This is a genomic window from Pseudomonas vlassakiae (assembly GCF_014269035.2).
Taxonomy (GTDB): domain Bacteria; phylum Pseudomonadota; class Gammaproteobacteria; order Pseudomonadales; family Pseudomonadaceae; genus Aquipseudomonas; species Aquipseudomonas vlassakiae.
Window position 1 is genome coordinate 137,726 of the sequence record NZ_JABWRP020000009.1, and the last position, 14,728, is coordinate 152,453.

Below are 14,728 nucleotides of genomic sequence, written 5' to 3' on the forward strand. Positions count from 1 at the left end.
CATGCCAGCATCGGCCAATGAAGTCGTGCTTGCCGCCAGCGGCCTGGGCAAGCGTTACGCGCAGCCGGTGCTGGCCGAGGTCAGCCTGGCCTTGCGCGCTGGCGAAGTGCTGGCGCTGACCGGCGAGAACGGCGCGGGCAAGAGCACATTGTCCAAGCTCATCTGCGGCCTGGAAACTCCCAGCAGCGGGCACATGACCTACCGCGGCCAGGCCTACGCGCCGGCCAGCCGCAGCGAGGCCGAGCGCCTCGGTGTGCGCATGGTCATGCAGGAGCTCAACCTGCTGCCGACCCTGACCGTGGCGGAAAACCTGTTCCTCGACAGCCTGCCCAGCCGCTTCGGCTGGATCAGCCACAAGCGCCTGCGCCAGCTGGCCACGGCTGCCATGGCTCAGGTCGGCCTGGATGCCATCGACCCGGACACCCCGGTCGGCGAGCTGGGTATCGGCCATCAGCAGATGGTCGAGATCGCCCGCAACCTGATCGGCGACTGCCATGTGCTGATCTTCGACGAGCCCACGGCGATGCTCACCGCCCGCGAAGTGGAGTTGCTGTTCACCCAGATCGAGCGCTTGCGCCAGCGCGGCGTGGCCATCGTCTACATCTCGCATCGCCTTGAAGAGTTGCAGCGCGTGGCCCAGCGCATCGTCGTGCTGCGCGACGGCCAGCTGGTGTGCGACGAGCCGATCCAGCGCTACAGCAGCGCCGAACTGGTCAACCTGATGGTCGGCCGCGAACTGGGCGAGCATATCGACCTTGGCCGCCGCACGATCGGCGCGACGTTGCTCAAGGTCGACAAGCTATGCCGCGGCGACAAGGTGCGCGAGGTATCGCTGCAGGTCAGGGCAGGGGAGATCTTCGGCATCTCCGGGCTGATCGGCGCCGGGCGCACCGAGCTGCTGCGGCTGATCTACGGCGCCGACCGCGCCGACAGCGGCAGCATCGAGGTCGGCCAACCGCTCAAGGCGGTGACCATCGATTCACCCAAGGCGGCGGTCAACGCCGGGATCGCCCTGATCACCGAGGACCGTAAAGGCGAAGGTCTGCTGCTGACGCAATCGGTCAGCGCCAACATCGCCCTCGGCAACCTGCCCGCCGTGTCCCGTGCCGGGGTGCTCGACGGCGAAGCGGAAAAGGCCCTGGCCGAGCGCCAGATCAGCGCCATGCGCATTCGCAGCGCTGGCCCGGCACAGCCGGTCGGCGAGCTGTCTGGCGGTAACCAGCAGAAGGTGGTGATCGGCCGCTGGCTGGAGCGCGACTGCCAGGTGCTGCTGTTCGACGAGCCCACCCGCGGCATCGACGTCGGTGCCAAGTTCGACATCTATGGCCTGCTGGCCGAGCTGGCGCGCCAGGGCAAGGCCTTGGTGGTGGTGTCCAGCGACCTGCGCGAACTGATGCTGATCTGCGACCGCATTGCCGTGCTCTCCGCCGGCCGCCTGATCGATACCTTCGACCGCGAACACTGGAGCCAGGACCAGCTCCTTGCTGCCGCCTTCGCCGGCTACCAGAAACGTGACGCCCTGCTGCATGACGCAGCACCCAGGATGGATGCATGAAGACCACACCCCTAGACACCCCGGGCAACGCCCCCGTGCGCCGCAGCGCTACCTACTTCGGCCTGGGCACCTACCTGGGCCTGGCCGGCGCCTTGCTGGCGATGATCGTGCTGTTTTCGTTCCTGAGCAGCCACTTCTGGTCGTACGCCACCTTCAGCACCCTGGCCAACCAGATCCCCGACCTGATGGTGCTGGCCGTGGGCATGACCTTCGTGCTGATCATCGGCGGCATCGACCTGTCGGTCGGCTCGGTACTGGCACTGGCGGCCTCCACCGTCAGCGTGGCGATCCTCGGCTGGGGCTGGGGCGTGCTGCCCGCAGCCCTGCTCGGCATGGCGGTCGCCGCCCTGGCCGGCAGCATCACCGGTGGCGTCACCGTGGCCTGGCGCATCCCGTCGTTCATCGTCTCGCTCGGCGTACTGGAGATGGCCCGCGGCCTGGCCTACCAGTTCACCGACTCGCGCACCGCCTATATCGGCGACGCCTACGCCTGGTTCTCCAACCCGGTCGCCTTCGGTATCTCGCCGGCCTTCGTCATCGCCTTGCTGGTGATCGTGCTGGCCCAGCTGGTGCTGACCCGCACGGTATTCGGCCGTTACCTGATCGGCATCGGTACCAATGAAGAGGCCGTGCGCCTGGCGGGTATCGACCCGCGCCCGTACAAGGTGCTGGTGTTCGCCCTGATGGGGCTGCTCGCCGGCCTGGCCGCGCTGTTCCAGATTTCGCGCCTGGAAGCCGCCGACCCCAACGCCGGGTCCGGCCTTGAGCTGCAGGTGATCGCCGCCGTGGTGATCGGCGGCACCAGCCTGATGGGCGGGCGCGGCTCGGTCATCAGTACCTTCTTCGGAGTGCTGATCATTTCTGTGCTGGCTGCAGGCCTTGCGCAGATCGGCGCATCGGAACCGACCAAACGCATCATCACCGGGGCGGTGATCGTCATCGCCGTGGTGCTCGACACTTATCGCAGCCGGCGTGCAGGCCGGCGGAACTGACAACATGGCAACCATCAAAGACGTCGCGGCCCTCGCCGGCATTTCCTACACCACCGTGTCACATGTCCTGAACAAGACCCGCCCGGTCAGCGAGCAGGTTCGGCTCAAGGTCGAGGCAGCCATTGTTGAACTCGACTACGTGCCCAGCGCCGTGGCGCGTTCGCTCAAGGCGCGCAGCACGGCCACCATCGGCCTGCTGGTGCCCAACAGCGTCAACCCGTACTTCGCCGAGCTGGCCCGGGGCATCGAGGACGCCTGCGAGCGCAATGGTTATTGCGTGATCCTGTGCAACTCCGACGACAACCCGCAGAAGCAGCGCAGCTACTTGCGCGTACTGCTGGAAAAGCGCATCGACGGCCTGGTAGTGGCATCGGTGGGCGAGGATGCCGACCTGCTGCAGAGCCTGGCCTGTGTGCGCACGCCGATGGTCATCGTCGACCGTGAACTGGAAGGTGTCGACGCCGACCTGGTGCGCATCGACCACGAGCAGGGTGCCTACCTGGCAACCCGTCATCTGCTGGAGCTCGGCCATCGCGACATCGCCTACATCGGCGGCCCGGCCGAAACCGGCGTTACCCAGTTGCGCCTGAGTGGCTTCCGCCGGGCGATGGCCGAGGCCGAGGTCGAGGTGCTGGCTGGCCGCGTGCTGCATTGTGATTTCACCAGCCCCGGTGGCCATGTTGCCGCAGCGCAGCTGCTCGATGGCAAGCGGCCGACGGCGATTTTCGCCGGCAACGACATGATCGGTTTCGGTGTATTGCGCGCCGCCGCCGAACGCAACATCAACGTACCGGGCGAGCTGTCGGTGATCGGCTTCGACGACATCGAGCTGAGCCGCTATGTATTCCCGCCGCTGACCACGGTCGGCCAGTCGATTCGCGAGCTTGGCGAGAGCGCAGCGGCCTTGCTGCTGTCGCGCATCGCCACGCCGCGTCGCGACGGGGCCGAGCAGCGCATTGTCTCGCCGCGCATCGTGCTGCGTGAATCCACCGGGCCGCGCCCGGACCTGTTCAATGATTACCGCTAAGGAATCGCCATGCATGCCAAGGTAGTGGTGGTCGGCAGCCTCAACATGGACCTGGTGGCTCGCGCCCAGCGGCTGCCACGCGCCGGCGAAACACTGGCCGGGGAACATTTTTTCACCGTGCCCGGCGGCAAGGGCGCCAACCAGGCAGTGGCGGTGGCGCGGCTGGGGGGCAGTGTGGCGATGGTGGGCAATGTCGGCGATGACGCCTACGGCCAGCAGTTGCGCCAGGCGCTGGAAGTGGAAGGCATCGATTGCCAGGCGGTCAGCGTGTGCCCTGGCGTATCCAGTGGCGTGGCGCTGATCACCGTGGATGCTGCCAGCCAGAACTGCATCGTCATCATCCCGGGCGGCAACGGGCTGCTGACACCGGAGTCGGTACAGCGTTTCGATGCCTTGCTGCAGGCCGCCGAGGTGATCATCTGCCAGCTCGAGGTGCCAGTGGAGACCGTGGCCTGGACCTTGGCCAGGGGCCGCGAGTTGGGCAAGCAAGTGATCCTCAACCCGGCGCCAGCCACCGGCCCGCTGCCAGCGGACTGGTTTGCCCATATCGACTACCTCACCCCCAACGAAAGCGAGGCCGAAGCCTTGGCCGGCGAGCGGGTCGACGATTTGGACAGTGCCCGCCGCGCAGGGGAGCGCCTGCTGCAGCTGGGCGCAGGCAAGGTGATCATCACCCTGGGCGCGCAAGGGGCGTTGTTTGTCAGCCGGGACGGCAGCCAGCATTTCCCGGCGCCCAAGGTGCGGCCGCTGGATACCACGGCGGCGGGCGACACCTTCATTGGTGGTTTTGCCGCTGCGCTGGTGCAGGGCAAGGGGGAGGCTGAGGCCATCGCGTTCGGCCAGCGCGCCGCGGCCTTGTCTGTCACCCGCGCCGGTGCCCAGCCGTCGATTCCCTACCTGGCGGAGCTGACCCCATGAAGAAGACCCTGCTGCTCAACGTCGCCCTGTCACGGACCATCGCCGGGATGGGCCATGGCGACATCCTGGTGATTGGCGATGCCGGCTTGCCGGTGCCACCCGGTGTCGAACTGATCGACCTGGCGTTGACGCCGGGGATCCCGGACTTTGCCAGCGTGCTGCGCGCCGTGTTGAGCGAGCTGCAGGTGGAGCGGCATGTGCTGGCCGAAGAGATGCAGAAGGTGGTGCCGCCGGCGCTGGTCGAGGTCGAGCGCCTGAAGGGCAAGCTGGGCAAGCGCGAATGGCACAGCCATGAGGACTTCAAGCTGCTGTCGCGCAACGCCCGGGCAATCGTCCGCACCGGCGAATGCCAGCCCTACAGCAACATCGCCCTGATTTCCGGGGTCACCTTCTAACAAGCGAAACGCGGTGCGATTTTTTGTGGGAGCGGCCTTGCGTCGCGATAGGGCCGCAACGCGGCCCCGGCAATTTTTGCGGCGAAGCTGAGATCCTGGGGGCGCTGCGCACCCCTTTCGCGACGCAAGGCCGCTCCCACAGTGATCGCATTCCATTTCAGGGCAACAGGAGTGCCGCTATGTTCAAACCTCTGCTACAAGGACTGACCCTCATGGCCGCAGCCGCCACAACCACCCTCCAGGCCGCCCCGCGTGACCTGATCATCGACACCGACCCCGGTGCCGACGACGTGGTCGCGCTGTTCCTGGCCATGGCCTCGCCCGAAGACCTCAACATCCGCGCCATCACCACCGTCGCTGGCAACGTGCGCCTGGAAAAGACCTCGCGCAACGCCCGCCTGGCCCGCGAATGGGCCGGCCGCGAAGACATCCCGGTGTACGCCGGGGCAGGGCGGCCGCTGGTGCGTGCGCCCATCTATGCCGCCGACGTGCACGGCGAAGAGGGGCTGACCGGCGTGCCGGTGCACGAGCCGAAACAGCCCCTGGCCGATGGCAATGCCGTGCAATACCTGGTCGACACCTTGGGCAGCGCCAAGCCCCACAGCATTACCCTCGCCATGCTCGGCCCGCAGACCAACCTGGCCCTGGCGCTGATCCAGCAACCTGAGATCGCCAAGGGCATCAAAGAAGTGGTGGTCATGGGCGGTGCCCACTTCAACGGCGGCAACATCACCCCGGCGGCGGAGTTCAACCTCTATGCCGACCCCCATGCCGCCGAGGTGGTGCTGGCCAGTGGCGTGCAGTTGACCTACCTGCCGCTGGACGTCACCCACAAAGTCCTCACCAGCGACGCCCGCCTCAAGCAGTTGGCGGCGGTGAACAACCAGGCCAGCAAGAAAGTGGTGGACATTCTGCAGGCCTACATCAAGCACGACATGGACCTGTATGGCATGCCCGGTGGCCCGGTGCATGATGCCAGCGTCATCGCCTACCTGCTGAAACCCGAGCTGTTCAGCGGCCGGCGTATCCACATGAGTGTCGACAGCCGCGAAGGCCCGACCTTCGGCCAGACCGTCGCCGACTGGTACGGCGTGCTCAGGCAGCCGGCCAATGTACTGTGGGTTAACGAGGCTGACGCCCAGGGCTTTTTCGACCTGCTCAGCGCGCGCTTGGCTCGATTGCAATAGCCGCATGCGGCGCGTAGCGCTCGAACACCTGATCGATGAAGCTGCGCGCTGCCTCGCCGCCGCGGTCGCGCACCAGCAGGTCGATGGCGATCAACAGCAACTCTTCGGGCGTGCTGGGGCTGTAGGCGCTCTGGCCTTCGGCCCATTTGACCTTGATATCGGCGTCGATGCTGTGGCTGCTCATGAAAGGCTCTCGCTGGGGGCCCGGGGCGGAGGGGCGGACACCGGATCCTGGTGTTCGCAGAAGGCACTGTGCCTTCACTTCCTAAAGTAAATCATGACTTTGCGGCGCGAACCAAGCGACTCGTCGGTTGCGCGGTAAAATTCGGTCACGATTGCCTTTGGCCCCTGCAGGTCAGATCAGGCAGACTTTCCCGGTTGTGCAACAAACTCTTGGTGGAGCTGTCGGATCAGGCAGTTCCCAGATCGATTTAGGAGGATTCATGTTCCGTACCCGTGCTTTCCTGGCAACCCTGGCGGTGGCTGCTTTGCTGGCGGGTTGCAGCACTGGCGGCAATTCGGGGGGTGGCAAGGCGCCTGAGGCGCCGGCCGGCAACGATGGCCGCTGCGAGGCCAGCGGTGCCGACTTCGCCGTCGGCAAGCCGGGCAGCGCCGCCCTGCTGGAGCAGGCGCGCAAGGCCAGTGGTTCACAGATGGCACGCATTCTCAAGCCGCACGACGTGGTGACGCTGGAGTACCGCTCCGAGCGCCTGAACCTGAACGTGAACGAGCAAGGTGTGGTGACCCGCGTCAACTGCGGTTGATAGGCCAAGCCTGCACACTGCCCACTTGTGGGAGCGGCCTTGCGTCGCGAAAGGGGTGCGCAGCGCCCCCAGAATTGCAGCTTCGCCACATGAAATGCCGGGGCCGCGTTGCGGCCCTTTCGCGACACAAGGCCGCTCCCACAAAAAAGCATGTGTTTGGGGCTGACAGGCACCCATAAAAAAACCCGCCACATGTGGCGGGTTTTTTTACAGCTGCCCGAATTACTCCGGACGAACCTGCGCAGCCTGCATGCCCTTCTGGCCGCGCTCGGCGACGAAGGAAACAGTCTGGCCTTCTTTCAGGCTCTTGAAGCCGTCGGATTCGATGGCTTTGAAGTGTACGAACAGGTCGTCGCCGCCGCCTGCTGGGGTGATGAAGCCGTAGCCTTTTTCATCATTGAACCATTTGACGGTGCCTTGTTGGCGATTGGACATGAGGTGAATCTCCAGAACATTTAGTTTTTTCAGTGGTGCAATGCGGCCGAGGCTACGGAGCACGGGGTACATCATAGTCTAATTCTGCGCATCTAGCGCCTTTTACCTTCGCAGGATATTGATCCACGGCAAATAATGCCGGGCTTGCTCTGGCTTTAAGGTTTCAGCCCTTCGGCGCGCAGCTCTGTTTCACCACGGTTTGCGCCTTCTGCATCAGCTTGGCATCGACGCCATCCTTGCTGTCCAGGTCGGCGATTTCCGCGTCGGTGAAATTCTTTTTGATCGCCTGGGCACCACAGTCGCAGTGCTTTTTCGCGGTGGCGGCGTCGACGCCTTGGCTGCTGGCGACTTGGGTGCACTGGGCCATGTAGCCGGCTTCCTTCCCGGCTGGGAAGTTGCCAGCGTTCGCAGCCACGGGCAGCAGCAGGGCGCCAGCGGCCGCCAGGGCCAGAAGAGACGGTACTCGCATAACCAGTTACTCCTTGGGTTAAGGTCTCATCAAGAGTAGGTTGCTTCCCAAGGTCTGATAGGGATTTTTCCGGGATAGTTCACCGAAGCGGTGTAATTTCCAAATATTTCTGCGGGCCACGCAACCCGCGTGCTAGCATGCCCGGCTTGCAGCAAGGCCCTTGCTGCGATGTTTTTTCTTTCCAGTCACTCTGGTTCGTCCCTGGCAAGCTGAAAGGCTTCTGCCACTGTGAGGCAGGCTTCCCCCAAGGGAAGGCAGGTCGGATCTTGTACTGGCTCATCCCAACCCACGTGACCTTTGGTAGGGGTCACCACTAGGAGAGGAGGCGCCATGCCCGTTATTACTCTTCCCGATGGCAGTCAACGTTCGTTTGATCACGCCGTATCCGTCGCCGACGTCGCCGCATCCATCGGCGCAGGCCTGGCCAAGGCCACCGTGGCCGGCAAGGTCGACGGCAAGCTGGTCGATGCCTGCGACCTGATCAACCACGACGCCACCCTGCAGATCATCACCCCTAAAGATGCAGAGGGACTGGAGATCATCCGCCACTCGTGTGCCCACCTGGTCGGCCACGCGGTGAAGCAGCTGTACCCGACCGCCAAGATGGTGATCGGCCCGGTGATCGACGAAGGCTTCTATTACGACATCGCCTACGAGCGCCCCTTCACCCCTGAAGACATGGCTGCCATCGAAAAGCGCATGATGGAGCTGATCGAAAAAGACTATGACGTGGTCAAGAAGATGACCCCGCGCGCCGAAGTCATCGAAGTGTTCAAGGCCCGTGGCGAAGACTACAAGCTGCGCCTGGTCGAAGATATGCCGGACGAGCAGGCCATGGGCCTGTATTACCACGAAGAATACGTCGACATGTGCCGTGGCCCGCACGTGCCGAACACGCGCTTCCTCAAGGCCTTCAAGCTGACCAAGCTGTCCGGCGCCTACTGGCGCGGCGATGCCAAGAACGAGCAGCTGCAACGCGTCTACGGCACCGCCTGGGCCGACAAGAAGCAACTGGCCGCCTACATCCAGCGCATCGAAGAAGCCGAAAAGCGCGACCACCGCAAGATCGGCAAGCAGCTCGACCTCTTCCACCTGCAGGAAGAAGCCCCGGGCATGGTGTTCTGGCACGCCAACGGCTGGACCGTGTACCAGGTGCTCGAGCAGTACATGCGCCAGGTTCAGCGCGTCAACGGCTACCAGGAAATCAAGACCCCGCAGGTCGTCGACCGCATCCTCTGGGAGCGCTCCGGCCACTGGTCGAACTACGCCGAAAACATGTTCACCACCTCGTCGGAAAGCCGGGACTACGCGGTCAAGCCGATGAACTGCCCGTGCCACGTGCAGGTGTTCAACCAGGGCCTGAAGAGCTACCGCGACCTGCCGCTGCGCCTGGCCGAGTTCGGTGCCTGCCACCGCAACGAGCCCTCCGGCGCCCTGCACGGCATCATGCGCGTGCGTGGCTTCGTGCAGGACGACGCGCACATCTTCTGCACCGAAGAACAGGTGAAGAAAGAAGCCGCCGACTTCATCAAGCTGACCCTGGACGTGTACAAGGACTTCGGCTTCACCGACATCGCCATGAAGCTGTCCACCCGCCCGGCCAAGCGTGTCGGCTCCGAAGAGCTGTGGGACCGCGCCGAAGGTGCACTGGCCGACGCCCTGAACGAGTCGGGCCTGGAGTGGGAATACCAGCCGGGCGAGGGCGCCTTCTACGGGCCAAAGATCGAGTTCACCCTGCGCGACTGCCTCGGCCGTAACTGGCAGTGCGGTACCCTGCAGTACGACCCGAACCTGCCAGAACGCCTGGATGCCAGCTATATCGCCGAAGATAACAGCCGGGTTCGCCCCGTCATGCTGCACCGTGCGATCCTCGGTTCGTTCGAACGCTTCATCGGCATGCTGATCGAGCACTACGCTGGCGTGTTCCCGGCGTGGCTGGCACCGACCCAGGCGGTGATCATGAACATCACCGACAAACAGGCCGATTTCGCCCTCGAAGTGGAAAATGCCCTGAACGGTAGCGGTTTCCGTGCCAAGTCGGACTTGAGAAATGAGAAGATCGGCTTTAAAATCCGCGAGCATACTTTGCTCAAGGTCCCGTACCTTTTGGTTATAGGGGACCGTGAAGTCGAAACACGAACCGTCGCTGTGCGTACTCGCGAAGGCGCAGACCTGGGCTCCATGCCCGTCGCCCAGTTCGTTGAGCTTCTGACACAAGCGGTTTCCCGGCGTGGACGCCAAGAATCGGAGTAATGACTATTAAGCGTGAAATGAGAAACGATAAGCGTGCTGTACCGAAGGCCCCGATCAACGAGAATATCTCGGCCCGCGAGGTTCGGTTAATTGGCGCTGATGGCGAGCAGGTTGGCATCGTCTCGATTGATGAAGCGCTTCGTATCGCTGAAGAAGCGAAGCTGGATCTGGTGGAAATCTCTGCAGACGCGGTACCGCCTGTCTGCAAGGTGATGGACTACGGCAAGCACCTCTTCGAAAAGAAGAAGCAGGCTAACGAAGCCAAGAAAAACCAGAAGCAGATCCAGATCAAGGAAATCAAGTTTCGTCCAGGGACGGAAGAAGGGGATTACCAGGTAAAACTACGCAACCTGGTACGTTTCCTTACCGATGGGGACAAGGCCAAGATCTCTCTGAGATTCCGCGGCCGTGAGATGGCCCACCAGGAGCTGGGCATGGAGCTGTTGAAGCGGGTCGAAACCGACCTCGCCGAATACGGCACCGTTGAGCAGCATCCTAAGATGGAAGGACGCCAGCTTATGATGGTCATCGCCCCCAAAAAGAAGAAGTAATCTCCCGGGCACGGCAGGCCTGATGATTATTGTGTAATTTTATCGAATGCGGAGTTCCAACATGCCAAAAATGAAAACCAAGAGCGGTGCTGCGAAGCGCTTCCTGAAGACCGCTTCCGGCTTCAAGCACAAGCACGCTTTCAAGAGCCACATCCTGACCAAAATGTCGACCAAGCGTAAGCGTCAACTGCGCGGTGCCAGCCTGCTGCACCCGTCTGACGTGGCAAAAGTCGAGCGCATGCTGCGCGTACGTTAATTCTGGTTTAGATAGAGGAAGTTACTCATGGCTCGTGTTAAGCGTGGCGTCATCGCTCGTAAGCGTCACAAGAAAATTCTGAAACTGGCTAAAGGCTACTACGGTGCACGCTCGCGCGTATTCCGCGTTGCCAAGCAGGCTGTCATCAAGGCAGGTCAATATGCCTACCGTGACCGTCGTCAGAAGAAGCGTCAGTTCCGCGCACTGTGGATCGCTCGTATCAACGCCGGTGCCCGCACCAACGGTCTGTCCTACAGCCGTCTGATTGCTGGCCTGAAAAAGGCTTCGATCGAAATCGACCGTAAGGTTCTGGCCGATCTGGCAGTGAACGAAAAAGCGGCGTTTGCTGCGATTGTCGAGAAAGCTAAAGCCGTTCTGGCTTAAGTACCCGCGACAATCACCCGGCGGCGCTTGCGGTGCCGGGCATTGAACGTCATCGATAGGGGAAGAGCCTTCAAAGCTCTTCCCCTATTTTCGTATCTGGAGTCTGTACATGGAAAACCTGGATGCGCTGGTCTCCCAAGCCCTAGAGGCCGTCGAGCGCGCTGAAGACATCAATACCCTGGAACAGATCCGGGTTCAGTACCTCGGCAAGAAGGGCGAACTGACCCAGGTGATGAAGACCCTGGGCAACCTGCCAGCCGACGAGCGCCCGAAAGTCGGCGCGCTGATCAACGACGCCAAAGAGCGCGTCACCGTCGTGCTCAACGCACGCAAGGCCGCCTTTGAAGAGGCCGAGCTCAGCGCTCGCCTGGCCGCCGAATGCATCGACGTGACCCTGCCAGGCCGTGGCCAGACCACCGGCGGGCTGCACCCGATCACCCGTACCCTCGAGCGCATCGAGCAGTTCTTCACCCACATCGGCTACGGCATCGCCGAAGGCCCCGAGGTCGAAGACGACTACCACAACTTCGAAGCGCTCAACATCCCCGGCCACCACCCGGCCCGGGCGATGCACGACACCTTCTACTTCAATGCCAACATGCTGCTGCGCACCCACACCTCGCCGGTGCAGGTGCGGACCATGGAGTCCACCCAGCCGCCGATCCGCATTGTCTGCCCGGGCCGCGTGTACCGCTGCGACTCGGATATCACCCACTCGCCGATGTTCCACCAGGTCGAAGGCCTGCTGATCGACCGCGGCATCAACTTCGCCGACCTCAAGGGCACCATCGAAGAATTCCTGCGGGTGTTCTTCGAAAAGGAACTGGCCGTGCGCTTCCGCCCGTCGTTCTTCCCCTTCACCGAGCCGTCCGCCGAAGTCGACATCCAGTGCGTGATGTGTTCCGGCAAGGGCTGCCGCGTGTGCAAGCAGACCGGCTGGCTGGAAGTCATGGGCTGCGGCATGGTTCACCCGAACGTGCTGCGCATGTCTGGCATCGACCCTGAAGAATTCCAGGGCTTCGCCTTCGGCATGGGCGCCGAGCGCCTGGCCATGCTGCGCTATGGCGTCAACGATTTGCGTCTGTTCTTCGATAACGACCTGCGGTTCCTGGCGCAATTCCGCTAGGCCCCATCGACGCACTTTTCCAGGAGAACAGCATGAAATTCAGTGAACAGTGGCTGCGCGGTTGGGTAAACCCGCAAGTCTCCCGTGACGAACTGGTCGCCCGCCTGTCCATGGCCGGCCTCGAAGTCGACAGCGTGACCCCCGCTGCCGGCCAGTTCAGCGGCATCGTCGTGGGCGAGATCCTCGCCACCGAACAACACCCGGACGCCGACAAGCTGCGCGTGTGCCAGGTGAGCAACGGCCAGGAAACCTTCCAGGTCGTGTGCGGCGCGCCTAACGCCCGCCCAGGCATCAAGATCCCGTTCGCCATGATCGGCGCCGAACTGCCAGGCGACTTCAAGATCAAGAAGGCCAAGCTGCGCGGCGTCGAGTCGTTCGGCATGCTCTGCTCGGCTGCCGAGCTGCAGATCAGCGAAGAAAACGACGGCCTGCTGGAACTGGCCGCCGACGCCCCGGTTGGCGAAGACATCCGCCAGTACCTGAGCCTGGACGACGCCAGCATCGAGATCGGCCTGACCCCGAACCGCGGTGACTGCCTGTCCATCGCAGGCCTCGCCCGCGACGTCAGCGCCCTGTACGACACCCCGGTCACCCGCCCGGTGGCACCCGCCGTTGCCCCGGCCCACGACGAAGTGCGCCCGGTCGAAGTCAGCGCCCCGGCGGCCTGCCCACGTTACCTGGGCCGCGTCATCCGCAACGTCGACCTGAGCAAGCCAACCCCGCTGTGGATGGTCGAGCGCCTGCGCCGCAGCGACGTACGCAGCATCGACGCCGCCGTCGACATCACCAACTACGTGATGCTCGAACTCGGCCAGCCGATGCACGCCTTCGACCTCGCCGAAATCAACGGCGGCATCCGCGTGCGCATGGCCGAAGAGGGCGAGAAGCTGGTCCTGCTCGACGGCCAGGAAGTGGCCCTGCGTGCCGACACCCTGGTGATCGCCGACCACACCCGCGCCCTGGCCATCGCCGGCGTCATGGGTGGCGAGCACAGCGGTGTGAACACCGAGAAAACCCGCGACCTGTTCCTCGAGAGCGCCTTCTTCGAGCCGATCTCCGTCGCCGGTAAAGCCCGTTCCTACGGCCTGCACACCGATGCCTCGCATCGCTACGAGCGCGGCGTCGACTCGCAGCTTGCCCGCGAAGCCATGGAGCGCGCCACCCAGCTGATCCTCGACATCGTCGGCGGCGAAGCCGGCCCGATCGTCGAAGCCGTCAGCGAACAGCACCTGCCGAACGTCGCCCCGGTCACCCTGCGCGCCGACCGCATCACCCAGATGCTCGGCATGGAGATGGACCCGGCCCAGGTTGAGCAACTGCTCAACAACCTCGGCCTGGCTACCATGGCAAACGGGGCAGGGCAGTGGACCGTCAACGTCCCAAGCCACCGCTTCGACATCAGCCTGGAAGTCGACCTGATCGAAGAGCTGGCCCGCCTGTACGGTTACAACAACCTGCCCGTGCGCTACCCGCAAGCCCGCCTCGCGCCGCAAGCCCGCCCGGAAACCCGCGGCGAGCTGCCAAACCTGCGCCGCCTGCTGGTCGCCCGCGGCTATCAGGAAGCCATCACCTACAGCTTCATCGACCCGAAGCTGTTCGAGCTGTTCAGCCCAGGCGTCGAGCCGCTGCTGCTGGCCAACCCGATCTCCAACGACATGGCCGCCATGCGCGCCTCGTTGTGGCCGGGCCTGGTCAAGGCCCTGCAGCACAACCTCAACCGCCAGCAAGACCGCGTGCGCCTGTTCGAAAGCGGCCTGCGCTTCGTCGGCCAGCTCGGTAACCTGCAGCAGCAGCCCATGATCGCCGGCGTCGTCACCGGCAGCCGCCTGCCGGAAGGCTGGGCCAACGGCCGCGACACCATCGACTTCTTCGACGTCAAGGCCGACGTCGAAGCCCTGCTGGGCTACAGCGGCGCCCTGAGCGACTTCACCTTCGCCGCCGGCAAGCACCCAGCCCTGCACCCTGGCCAGACCGCTGTGATCCAGCGCGACGGCAAGGACGTCGGCTACCTCGGCGCCCTCCACCCAGAGCTTGCCAAAGCCCTGGACCTGGACCGCCCGGTGTTCGTCTTCGAGCTGGTGCTGGGCGATGTGGTCGAAGGCCGCCTGCCGAAATTCAGCGAACTCTCCAAGTTCCCGGAAACCCGCCGCGACCTGGCCTTGATCGCAGGACGTGATGTGGCGTCTCAAGACGTGCTTGAAGTAATTCGTGACAATGCAGGCGAATGGCTCACAGACCTCAGGCTGTTTGATGTCTACCAAGGTAAAGGCATTGATCCTGATAGAAAAAGCCTTGCCGTCGGCTTGACCTGGCAGCATCCATCGCGCACTCTTAACGACGATGAGGTGAACACTACCCTGCAAAACATCCTCACCTCGCTCGAACAAAGGTTGAACACCACGTTAAGGAAATAACG

General features: G+C 63.5%; 16 protein-coding genes. 13 read left to right on the plus strand and 3 right to left on the minus strand.

Annotated elements, in window-relative coordinates; all coding sequences use genetic code 11:
• The first annotated feature begins 1 nt into the window (after position 1).
• The 6 genes from HU738_RS13830 (at position 2) to HU738_RS13855 (ending at position 6,074) form a co-directional block, all read left to right on the plus strand.
• On the plus strand, positions 2-1,555 hold the full coding sequence (locus HU738_RS13830) for a sugar ABC transporter ATP-binding protein (RefSeq protein WP_186603871.1): 1,554 nt from the start codon (positions 2-4) through the stop codon (positions 1,553-1,555).
• Complete coding sequence (locus HU738_RS13835) at positions 1,552-2,547, plus strand: ABC transporter permease (protein WP_186603870.1); 996 nt, start codon at positions 1,552-1,554, stop codon at positions 2,545-2,547. The genes HU738_RS13830 and HU738_RS13835 overlap by 4 nt, the downstream gene beginning before the upstream one ends.
• A gap of 4 nt (positions 2,548-2,551) precedes the next feature.
• Positions 2,552-3,574, plus strand: a complete 1,023-nt coding sequence (locus HU738_RS13840; protein WP_186603869.1) for a LacI family DNA-binding transcriptional regulator — start codon at positions 2,552-2,554, stop codon at positions 3,572-3,574.
• A 9-nt stretch (positions 3,575-3,583) separates the two neighbouring features.
• Positions 3,584-4,492, plus strand: a complete 909-nt coding sequence (gene rbsK / locus HU738_RS13845; protein WP_186603868.1) for a ribokinase — start codon at positions 3,584-3,586, stop codon at positions 4,490-4,492.
• Complete coding sequence (rbsD, locus tag HU738_RS13850) at positions 4,489-4,887, plus strand: D-ribose pyranase (RefSeq protein WP_176509502.1); 399 nt, start codon at positions 4,489-4,491, stop codon at positions 4,885-4,887. The genes rbsK and rbsD overlap by 4 nt, the downstream gene beginning before the upstream one ends.
• A 179-nt stretch (positions 4,888-5,066) precedes the next feature.
• Entirely contained in the window at positions 5,067-6,074 is a 1,008-nt protein-coding gene (locus tag HU738_RS13855) for a nucleoside hydrolase (protein ID WP_186603867.1), read from the plus strand.
• Here the strand turns inward: HU738_RS13855 and HU738_RS13860 are convergent.
• Positions 6,046-6,258, minus strand: a complete 213-nt coding sequence (locus HU738_RS13860; protein WP_099814504.1) for a hypothetical protein — start codon at positions 6,256-6,258, stop codon at positions 6,046-6,048. The two genes, HU738_RS13855 and HU738_RS13860, sit on opposite strands and share 29 nt — an antisense overlap.
• A 259-nt stretch (positions 6,259-6,517) precedes the next feature.
• Here HU738_RS13860 and HU738_RS13865 point away from each other — a divergent pair, with 259 nt between their 5' ends.
• The gene (locus tag HU738_RS13865) at positions 6,518-6,838 is read left to right on the plus strand and encodes an I78 family peptidase inhibitor (RefSeq protein WP_186603866.1); all 321 of its coding nucleotides are present in this window, start codon (positions 6,518-6,520) and stop codon (positions 6,836-6,838) included.
• 222 nt (positions 6,839-7,060) lie between these two features.
• On the opposite strand, the gene HU738_RS13870 is transcribed toward HU738_RS13865, so the two are convergent.
• Positions 7,061-7,273 (minus strand): cold-shock protein, encoded by a 213-nt coding sequence (locus HU738_RS13870; RefSeq protein ID WP_003250656.1) that lies wholly within the window; start codon positions 7,271-7,273, stop codon positions 7,061-7,063.
• A 163-nt stretch (positions 7,274-7,436) separates the two neighbouring features.
• Complete coding sequence (locus tag HU738_RS13875; protein WP_186603865.1) at positions 7,437-7,742, minus strand: hypothetical protein; 306 nt, start codon at positions 7,740-7,742, stop codon at positions 7,437-7,439.
• A 330-nt stretch (positions 7,743-8,072) separates the two neighbouring features.
• Between HU738_RS13875 and thrS the strand changes: the two genes are divergently transcribed.
• The 6 genes from thrS to pheT all read left to right on the plus strand — a co-directional run bounded on the left by thrS (position 8,073) and on the right by pheT (position 14,726).
• Positions 8,073-9,995 carry a threonine--tRNA ligase gene (thrS, locus tag HU738_RS13880; RefSeq protein WP_054887102.1) on the plus strand — a complete coding sequence of 641 codons (1,923 nt, stop codon included), beginning with the start codon at positions 8,073-8,075 and terminating at the stop codon, positions 9,993-9,995.
• Positions 9,995-10,546, plus strand: coding sequence for a translation initiation factor IF-3 (gene infC, locus HU738_RS13885; protein ID WP_176509498.1), 552 nt, complete (start codon positions 9,995-9,997; stop codon positions 10,544-10,546). The genes thrS and infC overlap by 1 nt, the downstream gene beginning before the upstream one ends.
• Positions 10,547-10,607: 61 nt before the next feature.
• On the plus strand, positions 10,608-10,802 hold the full coding sequence (rpmI, locus tag HU738_RS13890; protein WP_003250667.1) for a 50S ribosomal protein L35: 195 nt from the start codon (positions 10,608-10,610) through the stop codon (positions 10,800-10,802).
• A gap of 27 nt (positions 10,803-10,829) precedes the next feature.
• Entirely contained in the window at positions 10,830-11,186 is a 357-nt protein-coding gene (gene rplT / locus HU738_RS13895; RefSeq protein ID WP_003250671.1) for a 50S ribosomal protein L20, read from the plus strand.
• A gap of 109 nt (positions 11,187-11,295) precedes the next feature.
• The gene (pheS, locus tag HU738_RS13900; RefSeq protein WP_054887103.1) at positions 11,296-12,312 is read left to right on the plus strand and encodes a phenylalanine--tRNA ligase subunit alpha; all 1,017 of its coding nucleotides are present in this window, start codon (positions 11,296-11,298) and stop codon (positions 12,310-12,312) included.
• 32 nt (positions 12,313-12,344) lie between these two features.
• Positions 12,345-14,726 (plus strand): phenylalanine--tRNA ligase subunit beta, encoded by a 2,382-nt coding sequence (pheT, locus tag HU738_RS13905; RefSeq protein WP_186603864.1) that lies wholly within the window; start codon positions 12,345-12,347, stop codon positions 14,724-14,726.
• Positions 14,727-14,728 lie beyond the last annotated feature (2 nt).

What these genes read in the sequence shown, in the direction of transcription:
- rbsD (WP_176509502.1), top strand. Translation starts at nt 4,489, where the DNA reads ATGAAGAAGACCCTGCTGCTCAACGTCGCCCTGTCACGGACCATCGCC.
- HU738_RS13840 (WP_186603869.1), top strand. Translation starts at nt 2,552, where the DNA reads ATGGCAACCATCAAAGACGTCGCGGCCCTCGCCGGCATTTCCTACACC.
- pheS (WP_054887103.1), top strand. Translation starts at nt 11,296, where the DNA reads ATGGAAAACCTGGATGCGCTGGTCTCCCAAGCCCTAGAGGCCGTCGAG.
- HU738_RS13875 (WP_186603865.1), bottom strand. Translation starts at nt 7,742, where the DNA reads ATGCGAGTACCGTCTCTTCTGGCCCTGGCGGCCGCTGGCGCCCTGCTG.
- HU738_RS13860 (WP_099814504.1), bottom strand. Translation starts at nt 6,258, where the DNA reads ATGAGCAGCCACAGCATCGACGCCGATATCAAGGTCAAATGGGCCGAA.
- infC (WP_176509498.1), top strand. Translation starts at nt 9,995, where the DNA reads ATGACTATTAAGCGTGAAATGAGAAACGATAAGCGTGCTGTACCGAAG.
- HU738_RS13835 (WP_186603870.1), top strand. Translation starts at nt 1,552, where the DNA reads ATGAAGACCACACCCCTAGACACCCCGGGCAACGCCCCCGTGCGCCGC.
- rbsK (WP_186603868.1), top strand. Translation starts at nt 3,584, where the DNA reads ATGCATGCCAAGGTAGTGGTGGTCGGCAGCCTCAACATGGACCTGGTG.
- HU738_RS13855 (WP_186603867.1), top strand. Translation starts at nt 5,067, where the DNA reads ATGTTCAAACCTCTGCTACAAGGACTGACCCTCATGGCCGCAGCCGCC.
- pheT (WP_186603864.1), top strand. Translation starts at nt 12,345, where the DNA reads ATGAAATTCAGTGAACAGTGGCTGCGCGGTTGGGTAAACCCGCAAGTC.
- rpmI (WP_003250667.1), top strand. Translation starts at nt 10,608, where the DNA reads ATGCCAAAAATGAAAACCAAGAGCGGTGCTGCGAAGCGCTTCCTGAAG.
- HU738_RS13865 (WP_186603866.1), top strand. Translation starts at nt 6,518, where the DNA reads ATGTTCCGTACCCGTGCTTTCCTGGCAACCCTGGCGGTGGCTGCTTTG.
- HU738_RS13870 (WP_003250656.1), bottom strand. Translation starts at nt 7,273, where the DNA reads ATGTCCAATCGCCAACAAGGCACCGTCAAATGGTTCAATGATGAAAAA.
- HU738_RS13830 (WP_186603871.1), top strand. Translation starts at nt 2, where the DNA reads ATGCCAGCATCGGCCAATGAAGTCGTGCTTGCCGCCAGCGGCCTGGGC.
- thrS (WP_054887102.1), top strand. Translation starts at nt 8,073, where the DNA reads ATGCCCGTTATTACTCTTCCCGATGGCAGTCAACGTTCGTTTGATCAC.
- rplT (WP_003250671.1), top strand. Translation starts at nt 10,830, where the DNA reads ATGGCTCGTGTTAAGCGTGGCGTCATCGCTCGTAAGCGTCACAAGAAA.